9 protein-coding genes are annotated in these 8682 nt (G+C 49.5%); 1 reads left to right on the top strand and 8 read right to left on the bottom strand.

Going from position 1 to position 8682, the window contains the following annotated elements; genetic code table 11:
• Nucleotides 1-201: 201 nt before the first annotated feature.
• The 8 genes from M0651_RS05935 to rpsF all read right to left on the bottom strand — a co-directional run bounded on the left by M0651_RS05935 (nucleotide 202) and on the right by rpsF (nucleotide 7832).
• Nucleotides 202-1242, bottom strand: a complete 1041-nt coding sequence (locus M0651_RS05935; protein ID WP_248550916.1) for an ABC transporter ATP-binding protein — start codon at nucleotides 1240-1242, stop codon at nucleotides 202-204.
• Nucleotides 1236-2267: an ABC transporter ATP-binding protein gene (locus M0651_RS05940; protein WP_248550917.1), complete on the bottom strand. Its 1032-nt coding sequence runs from the start codon at nucleotides 2265-2267 to the stop codon at nucleotides 1236-1238. Before M0651_RS05940 ends, M0651_RS05935 begins: the two co-directional genes overlap by 7 nt.
• On the bottom strand, nucleotides 2234-3250 hold the full coding sequence (locus M0651_RS05945; protein ID WP_248550918.1) for an ABC transporter permease: 1017 nt from the start codon (nucleotides 3248-3250) through the stop codon (nucleotides 2234-2236). The genes M0651_RS05940 and M0651_RS05945 overlap by 34 nt, the downstream gene beginning before the upstream one ends.
• Entirely contained in the window at nucleotides 3247-4218 is a 972-nt protein-coding gene (locus M0651_RS05950) for an ABC transporter permease (protein ID WP_248550919.1), read from the bottom strand. Before M0651_RS05950 ends, M0651_RS05945 begins: the two co-directional genes overlap by 4 nt.
• A 127-nt stretch (nucleotides 4219-4345) precedes the next feature.
• A complete protein-coding gene (locus M0651_RS05955; protein WP_248550920.1) occupies nucleotides 4346-6085 on the bottom strand; it encodes an ABC transporter substrate-binding protein in 1740 nt (579 codons plus the stop codon).
• 642 nt (nucleotides 6086-6727) lie between these two features.
• On the bottom strand, nucleotides 6728-6997 hold the full coding sequence (gene rpsR / locus M0651_RS05960) for a 30S ribosomal protein S18 (protein ID WP_009223360.1): 270 nt from the start codon (nucleotides 6995-6997) through the stop codon (nucleotides 6728-6730).
• Between the two features lie 21 nt (nucleotides 6998-7018).
• Nucleotides 7019-7507 (bottom strand): single-stranded DNA-binding protein, encoded by a 489-nt coding sequence (gene ssb / locus M0651_RS05965; protein WP_248550921.1) that lies wholly within the window; start codon nucleotides 7505-7507, stop codon nucleotides 7019-7021.
• 40 nt (nucleotides 7508-7547) lie between these two features.
• Nucleotides 7548-7832 carry a 30S ribosomal protein S6 gene (rpsF, locus tag M0651_RS05970; RefSeq protein ID WP_155604535.1) on the bottom strand — a complete coding sequence of 95 codons (285 nt, stop codon included), beginning with the start codon at nucleotides 7830-7832 and terminating at the stop codon, nucleotides 7548-7550.
• Between the two features lie 357 nt (nucleotides 7833-8189).
• Here rpsF and M0651_RS05975 point away from each other — a divergent pair, with 357 nt between their 5' ends.
• Nucleotides 8190-8387: a YjzC family protein gene (locus M0651_RS05975; RefSeq protein WP_248550922.1), complete on the top strand. Its 198-nt coding sequence runs from the start codon at nucleotides 8190-8192 to the stop codon at nucleotides 8385-8387.
• Nucleotides 8388-8682: the final 295 nt, after the last annotated feature.

Consider the following 8682-nt stretch of genomic DNA (forward strand, 5'->3'; position numbering starts at 1 on the left):
CTTCAAAAACAACTCTACCGCTTCGTACTATAACACATCGGGGAATTCGGGTACAACAATGGGGTACATGCAGATGCTGGTCGGCCAACCAGGCAAGTATCGAATTTAGGTTAGCGGTGGCAAAAGAAGAGACCCGCTCCTTCCGGAGATCGGGCCTCTGCCATCATCGATTTGGAGAGCTAGCTTGCTTCCGCTGTTAGGTTAGGACAACATAGCCCCAGGCTGCAGCGGGAAATGGCAGGCCACCTGACGTCCAGGAACCGCCTCTACCAATTGCGGCTCCACCTTGGAGCAAAGCTCTTGAGCGAACGGACAGCGGGTGTGGAAGCGGCAGCCGGAGGGCGGGTTCGCCGGGGAGGGAACATCTCCCTGCAGCACAATCCGCTCTTGCTTGCGACCCGGCACCGGCTTGGGAATCGCCGATAATAAAGCGGCGGTATAGGGGTGCAACGGCGACGCGAACAACGTCTCTGTCTCTCCAACCTCCACCAACTTGCCCAGATACATGACGCCGACCCGGTCAGAGATATGTCGTACAACGTTAAGCCCATGGGCAATAAAGAGGAATGTCAGACCCAATTCCCGTTGCAGCTTCATGAGCAGATTAATGACTTGCGATTGGACGGACACGTCAAGCGCCGACACGGCCTCATCGGCCACGATGAATTTAGGGTTGAGCGCTATTGCCCGGGCAATGCCGATCCGCTGACGCTGCCCCCCGGAGAATTCATGCGGATAACGATTGCGTCGGCTGGCATCCAATCCAACCAGTTCCATTAGCTCAACAACCCGTGCATCCACCTGCTTAGGAGACAGGTTGCGGTGCACGCGCAACGGCTCGCCGATGATATCTTTAACTAAAAAACGCGGATTCAGTGAACCAAACGGATCTTGAAAAATGATCTGCATCTCTTCGCGAAGCTTCCGCAGCTTGGGGCCTCGTAATGAATGGATATCTTGGCCCTGGTATACCACTTCACCCTCCGTAGCTCCTTGCAAACGAAGGATGACACGCCCTAGCGTTGACTTGCCGCAGCCGGATTCTCCGACTAGTCCGAAGGTTTCCCCTTGGTGTATTGCCAAGGATACATCGTCCACCGCCTTCACTTGGCCGACAACTCGGCTGAGCAGACCCTTGTGAATCGGGAAATACTTCTTGATCCCTCGGATATCCACAAGGATCTCCCCTGATTTCAAAGCTCCCGGTCGCTTTACCTTTACATTTGCCGTTTCCGTCACCATGCGGGTTTCACCTCTTCTCTGCTGCTGTGGTCATCGCCTATGTGTACCGGCTTATCTTCATAGAGCCAGCAAGAGGCGCGATGATCTGCCCCGATCATAAACTCCGGCGGTTCCTTCTGCCGGCAAACTTCCGTCGCATGCGGGCAACGGGGGTGAAACCGGCAACCGGAAGGCAACTGACCGATCGGCGGGATCGTCCCCTGGATTGTGTACAGTTCTCCCCCCCGTTCCCCTTCAAATCCCGGAATCGATTGGAGCAATCCTACCGTGTACGGGTGGCTGGGCTGATTGAAGATGTCCTCTACCGGGCCTTCTTCGACGATCGCTCCCGCATACATCACCGCAACCCGGTCTGCCATTTCCGCAGCTACGCCCATGTCATGGGTAATCAGCAGGATGGACATGCCGAGCTCGGCCTGCAGCTTCCGCAACAGATCAAGGATCTGCGCTTGAACCGTGACATCCAGTGCGGTGGTTGGTTCGTCGGCGATCAACATCTCCGGATTACAGGCTAAGGCAATGGCAATGACGACCCGTTGACACATCCCGCCCGACAACTCGTGGGGATATTGCTTGGCGCGGATTTCCGGAGCAGGAATGCCGACGAGCTTCAGCAGGTCCACAGCCATGCTCCAAGCTTCATCCGCGTTCTTATTCTGATGCAGCCGCAAGCTTTCGGCGATCTGTTCCCCAACCGTAAACACCGGGTTCAACGCCGACATAGGATCCTGGAAGATCATCGCGACTTGGTTGCCGCGGATATGCCGCATCTCCTCTTGCTTCTTGGTGGTTAAATCCTGACCGCGGAACGTAATGTTGCCCTCCATAATCATTCCGCCGGCGTAATCGATCAACCGCATGATGGCAAGCGAGGTGACGCTTTTCCCGCTGCCCGATTCACCTACCAGACAAACCGTTTGCCCCTTGCCTATGGATAACGAAATCCGATCGGTCGCCTTGACAACCCCATTCTCCGTCAAAAAGCCCGCCGTTAATTTCCGGATTTCGAGAAGTTTCTCCGCCATTTTGCCAGCCTCCCCCGGGATTTGTTGATATTCTGTCTTGGATCCAGCGCATCGCGGATACCGTCACCGATAAAGTTCACCGCAAGGACGACAATCAAGATACACAAGCCAGGATATACGGCCTGCATTTTATCAACCAACATAAACTCCTGAGCGTTACTTAACATGAGCCCCCAACTAGTGGCAGGCGGCTGTATGCCTAAACCAAGGTAAGACAAGGCCGACTCGCTTAGAATCGCCGCACCAACCATCAAGGTCGCGTTGACGATAATCGGGAACGTCGAGTTGCGCAGTAAATGGCGGAAAATAATTCCCGTATTTGATACCCCAATGGCGCGAGCGGCTTCCACATACTGCATCTCCCTTAATTGAAGAAAGTTCCCCCGCACCAACCGTGCGATGCTCATCCAGCTTGTAAATGCCAATATCATAATCATATATTTAATTTCCGAACCAAAGATCGCAAGCACCAAGATGTTAAGGAACAACGTAGGTACCGAGTTCATCACGTCAACGATCCTCATAAATACGGTATCGATCCACCCGCCGAAATAACCGGACAGCGCACCGATAATCGACCCGATCACGACAGAAGCAAATGCCACGGAAAAACCGATTAATAAGGAAACTCTCGCGCTATACAGAAGCCTCGTGAATACGTCACGCCCCAATTCGTCCGTACCCAATAGATGCCCCTCGGCCCCTGCTGGGAGATTCGGGAACATCATATCGATCTTTGCCGGATCGTATTTGGTAAGCCATGGCGCAAATATGGCGGCCAGAATAAAAATCAGCATCACTCCTAACCCGGTCATCGCGTAGGGATTATGCGAGAACTTCTTCCATAACAGGGCCCAAGGTCCCAATGGTTTCTTGGCAGGAAGCGCGGCTGTCGTATCTTTAAGTTTAGGCGCTTGATTCGGTTCAGGAGTTAACGCGTCCGGAGACGTTCTCGGCGATATTGTTACTTTCATATCACTCATGCGGCCTTCGTCCCCTTTCCTCCCAATTTCACCCGAGGGTCTACAATGGCGTACAGAATGTCCGCAAGCAAACTACCAAGGACAACGACGACAGCGGTGACAATCGTAATTGCCATCAGCACGGAATATTCTCGTGCCGTTGCCATCTCGACATATAGGCGTCCCATCCCCGGCCAGTTAAACACATTTTCTGTGAGGGCTGCGCCACCCACAAGCAGCGGCAAGTCCAATCCTAAAATCGTAATGATCGGGATTAGTGCATTACGTAAGGCGTGCCGGAACACGACCTTTCTTTCCTTAACGCCTTTTGCACGAGCCGTACGGATGTAATCTTGCTCCAACACCTCCAACATACTAGCTCGGGCGTATTTAATATAGGAAGCAAGAAAACCAAGAGAAAGCACCGTAACCGGAAGCACTAAATGCATAAATAAGTCGGCGATACTGCCTTCTTTGCCGCGGCTATGCATGTCCGAAAGCGGGAACCAATCCAGACCGAGAGATAACCATTGCTGCAGCAGGATACCGAACCAAAACGTCGGCATAGCAAAGCCTAGATAAGAGATAAAAGAAGCCGTCTGATCTGACAACCCATATTCTTTCGTACTGTTGTAAATCCCCCATGGAAGGGCAATTACAAGGGTAAGCAGCCAAGCAGCCCCCATCAGAATTAATGTATTACCGATCCGCGGCCACAGTAAATCGCCAACAGGAAGATGGTTTTTGAACGTATATCCCAAATCGCCCTGAAGCAAATCGCCAATCCACCGGACATATTGCACAGGGATCGGTTGATCCAGCCCCATATTACGCTTTTGCTGCTCGAATGCTTCCGGCGACAAGCCCGGGGCAAGCATCACTTGGGTCGGTCCGCCCGGTGCCGCATGGATCAGCAGAAAGGTGACGATGGTGATCAAAAAAATGACCAGAACCGATTGCAGCAAGCGACGGATCAGATATTCTGTCATTGTTTTTCCTCCTACATCAAGATAGGTATAAAACCGGGAAGAGCTTCTTCTCCTTGAAAGGGAGAAGGAGAAAGAGAATTTTCTCTTTCCCCTCCCGCGGTTCTATTTCCTGTATCCGCTCTTTTCCTTAATCGGTTACCCACCATTTAATGAGGTGGAAGTATTGGCCATAGCCCAACGACGGTTCAGGCCGGTCCTCCTCTGCCCAGTGAACTCTTGGTCCTGTTCCGATCGCACTTCCGTATTGATATAGGAAGACGTACGGCAAGTCGGTCGAGATTTCCTTGGCAACTTCCTTATAAATCGCTTGACGTTCCGCTTGGTCTACCGTAGAGTAGCCATCCACCCACAGCTGATCAAGCTTCTCATTTTTATACCAGCCGCTGTTTTGTCCTGCTGGCGGGAAGTACTTGGAAGAGTAAATGCTCTCCGAATCCGGATCCGGCGTGTTCAAAGACCAACCCAACAGAATCGCTTGATATTTACCAGGCGTCACGTTTTGATCGATCCAAGCCGCAAAGTCAATGCCTTTAGGTTTGACCTCAATGCCAACATCAGCGAGATTTTGTTGAATGATTGCCGAGACTTGTTCGCGACGGCTGTTCCCCGCATTGTATTGCAATTCAAAGGAGAAGCGGTGTCCATCTTTCTCCAGAATTCCATCTTTACCAGCAACCCATCCGTCTTCCGCAAGCAGCTGCTTCGCCTTCTCCGAATCATAAGCATAATTGACAGCCGCGTCTTTCGGGTCAGCCCACGTATCCGGCAGGAACGGAGCGTTGATCAGAGCCCCAACCCCTTTAAGAACGTTGTCAACCATCCCTTGTCGATTCAAGGCATAAGCGATCGCCTGTCTTGTCTTTTGCCCTGCAAACAACCCGTAATTGTCCGGGAAGTTCTTCGAATCAAAGTTGAAGCTGACGTATTCATAAGTTGGTCCCGGCTTCTGGATAATCGCGACATCCTTATTGCCTTTTACAGCTTCGACTTGTGTGACCGGAATGGCACTAATATGGTCCGTGTCACCTTTCAAGATCGCCTGAACCTCGGTATTTTGGTCGGCGTAAATTTTATAGATCACTTGAGCGATATGAGGCTTGGTCGCGCCCCAGTAGTTCGGATCCGCATCCAACGTATGGCTTTCGCCTTGCTTCCATGAAGTCCATTTCCAAGGACCGTTTGTGACCGTTTTAGCTGGATCAGTACCATAGGCGTTAGCTTGGAGTTCCTTCACAGGGACATCCTTCAGAACATGCGCTGGAACCAATTCAGTGACCAGTGTGTATTGAAACGGGGCATAAACCTGTTTCAATTTAATATTCGCGGTATGATCATCCACTTTTTCAACTTTCTCTACCTTATCGAATAAGCTGATACCCGGAGCACCTGCTTCTGGATTTCGTATCGTATCGAAGGTAAAGATGAGGTCGTCTACCGTTACCGGCTGGCCGTCGCTCCATTTAGCGGTATCTTTCAGCTTCACGGTATATGTCAAACCATCTTCCGAAATTTGAGGCAGATCGGAGGCCAGAGACCATGGTTCTGCAACCACATTCCCTTCACGGTCCAAATCATACAACTTGGCGAATAGGAACTGCGCCACATCGCCGGAAGAAGTATCATTAATGAATATAGGGTTCAGGCTGACGACGTCAGAGAAAGTACTTAACGTAATCGTACCGCCATCCACCGGCTCATCCGGCGATGGTTCTGCTTCAGGCTCCGTTGTATTCTCTGGAGTTGTGTTGTTCTCTGTCGGAGTCGGCGTATTGGAAGCTGTGTTATTCGTACTGCAACCCGTAAACAAAATACCTACGAGAGATAAAATAAGTAAAATAGACCATAACCTTCTCTTCTTAGCCACCATGTGAGTTGACTCCTCCTTGTTAAATGAAGTTGAGAACATGCAGTTAGTTCACTTTTCATCTGACGTACCTTCCAATCTCCCCCTTTATCCTCCTCCGTCACTTCTAACCATGCTTAAGACCCGGAATATAACGACTTACCTATTAACCTTTGGCACTACTTCACCCATAAACCGTTTACCTTTAAGATGTGATTTTAGTTACCCGTTTGTAATAAAGAGTGACATAGGATCGATATAAACCAACGGTTAATAAGGGTCTTTAGCCGGTCCCCAGCATGGGAAAAACACCAGTTGAATTATTGTTCATAATACATGTGAAAATATCTCACGTCAATATCTTTTTTAATCGTTTGTTGGCTCCTTTTTACCCCTGAATTACTAATATTTTATAGAAATAATTAATATGAAGCGTTTACAAAAAGTTTAACGTTAATTTTTCTTACTCGTACTTAACTGTACGTGTTAACAATTTTCGATATTTATCTATTTTTCTCGTCACCAATCGACTAAATCTTTCATTCATTTACTAGAACCATGTCGTAACTACTCGATTCGTTGTTTTATAGAGGTTCATCCCGTTTTCTAAATAAAAAAAACAGTCGGACCCTCTTAGGTCCGACTGTCTCTTTAGCAGATAGCTGCTTATTCCGTTGTGTAAGGAAGCAATGCGATTTGACGGGAGCGTTTGATTGCAATCGTCAAAAGGCGTTGGTATTTAGCGCTAGTGCCCGTAACACGACGAGGCAAAATCTTGCCGCGTTCGCTGATGAATTTCTTCAGCAGCTCCGTATCTTTATAATCAATGTGAGTAATTTTATTCACAGTGAAGTAGCACACTTTACGACGTTTGTTGCGGCCGCCACGGCGAGCCGGTCTTTTGTCGTCTCCGCCTTCTCTTTGCTTGAAGCTCATGCTTTTCAGTCCTTTCCGTGTTTAAAATGGCAAATCGTCATCCGAAATATCGATCGGTTTCCCGTCGTCGGAGAATGGATCATCTTGATTGCCGCGTGAGAAGTTACCGCCACGGTTGCTATTGCCACCGCCGCCGCTTCCAAATGGAGCTTCCTCTCGCGCACCGCCGCCACCACCAGCACCGCCTTCGCGGTTCGATTCCAAGAAACGGACATTATCGGCAATAACTTCGGTTACGTATACGCGTTTACCTTCGTTATTCTCGTAGTTCCGTACTTGAATACGTCCTTCCACAGCCGTCAACCGGCCTTTACGCAAATAGTTCGCGCAAGTCTCGGCAAGCTGTCTCCAGGTTACGACCGGGATAAAATCCGCTTCGCGTTCGCCCCCTTGCGAGGTGAACGGTCTGTCCACAGCAAGCGTAAACTGAGTTACCGCTACGCCGGCTGGCGTATATCGTAGCTCTGGATCCCGGGTAAGACGTCCGATGAGTATGACACGGTTCAACAATCAAATCCCCTCCTTCGGGCAATGGTTACTCAAACTTGAATTAGGCTACGTCTTTTGTAATGAGATAACGGATAACCTCGTCGGAAATCTTCAAGATCCGTTCCAACTCAGCAACCACTTCAGGGGTAGCTGTGAAATTTACGAGAACGTAAACTCCGTCACGAACCTTGTTAATCTCATACGCAAGCCGGCGTTTGCCCATCACGTCATGTTTGGTAATTTCACCGCCGTTTTGGATGATGCCTTGGAATTTTTCGACTGTAGCTTGAACAGCTTCTTGTTCAACGTCAGGACGAATAATGTACATCACTTCGTATTTGCGCATCTGATTCACCTCCTCTTGGACTATGGCCCCCAATACGTCACTCGTTTGGGAGCAAGGAGCGAGCGTAAACTCGCACCATAGTAGTATATCAAATTGAAGTCAGCAGTGCAAGATCCCAATACCTGCCTCCTACATTCCAGTCTTACTTCAGTTCAACTCCGATTTTTGTTGTCCGTACTGATTGAATACACTTCAGCTTTTCGCCTGCCGCATCCCAATCCTGATTATTGTCCCCGAACTGCCCCGAGTTGCTTTTATGCTTGTAAATAATTATCGGTACTTCGAGGTACATGTTTAAATTTCTCCGACAAACAATAAGCTTGAATTCCAATGTGAAACTGAAAGGAGGAACGCCAGATGGGTGAACAAACCGAATTCGAGGAAGGCATGCGCGCACCAAACCCGGGCGTATATGTGGAAGTCGGTGAGGCGCGGAGTTTTCATACCCAAATTCAAAATCCACAGCGGATCACGTTGCAGAAGGGCGAAAAATTCCCGGAGACGTCAAATAAGGACCGCAAGTGGAAGAAGGAAGAAAAGGCCCGCGTCCATTAAGGAATTTTGTTTCAATAAAATAAATGTGTATAGAAAAACGAATCCTGCACATAATACAATCGACGGCGAGCAAGAGAGGTGTGGTTCCGTTGGTCCGTTTAGAGGATTACGCGAGAAACAAACCGCAAGGAGATCTTGTTCACGACTTGTAGAAGCGTCAGATCACGGGTTAGTGAAGACCCCTCTTCTCTGATTCGTGCTTGCTAAGGCAAACATCGTAGTGTTTCTGTTTGTCGCTGAGAAAAGAATCCAAAATCAGTTCGCCGTCAACCAGAGGAAGGACCCGAAAGGGTCC

Source organism: Paenibacillus mellifer, from assembly GCF_023195895.1.
Lineage (GTDB): Bacteria > Bacillota > Bacilli > Paenibacillales > Paenibacillaceae > Fontibacillus > Fontibacillus mellifer.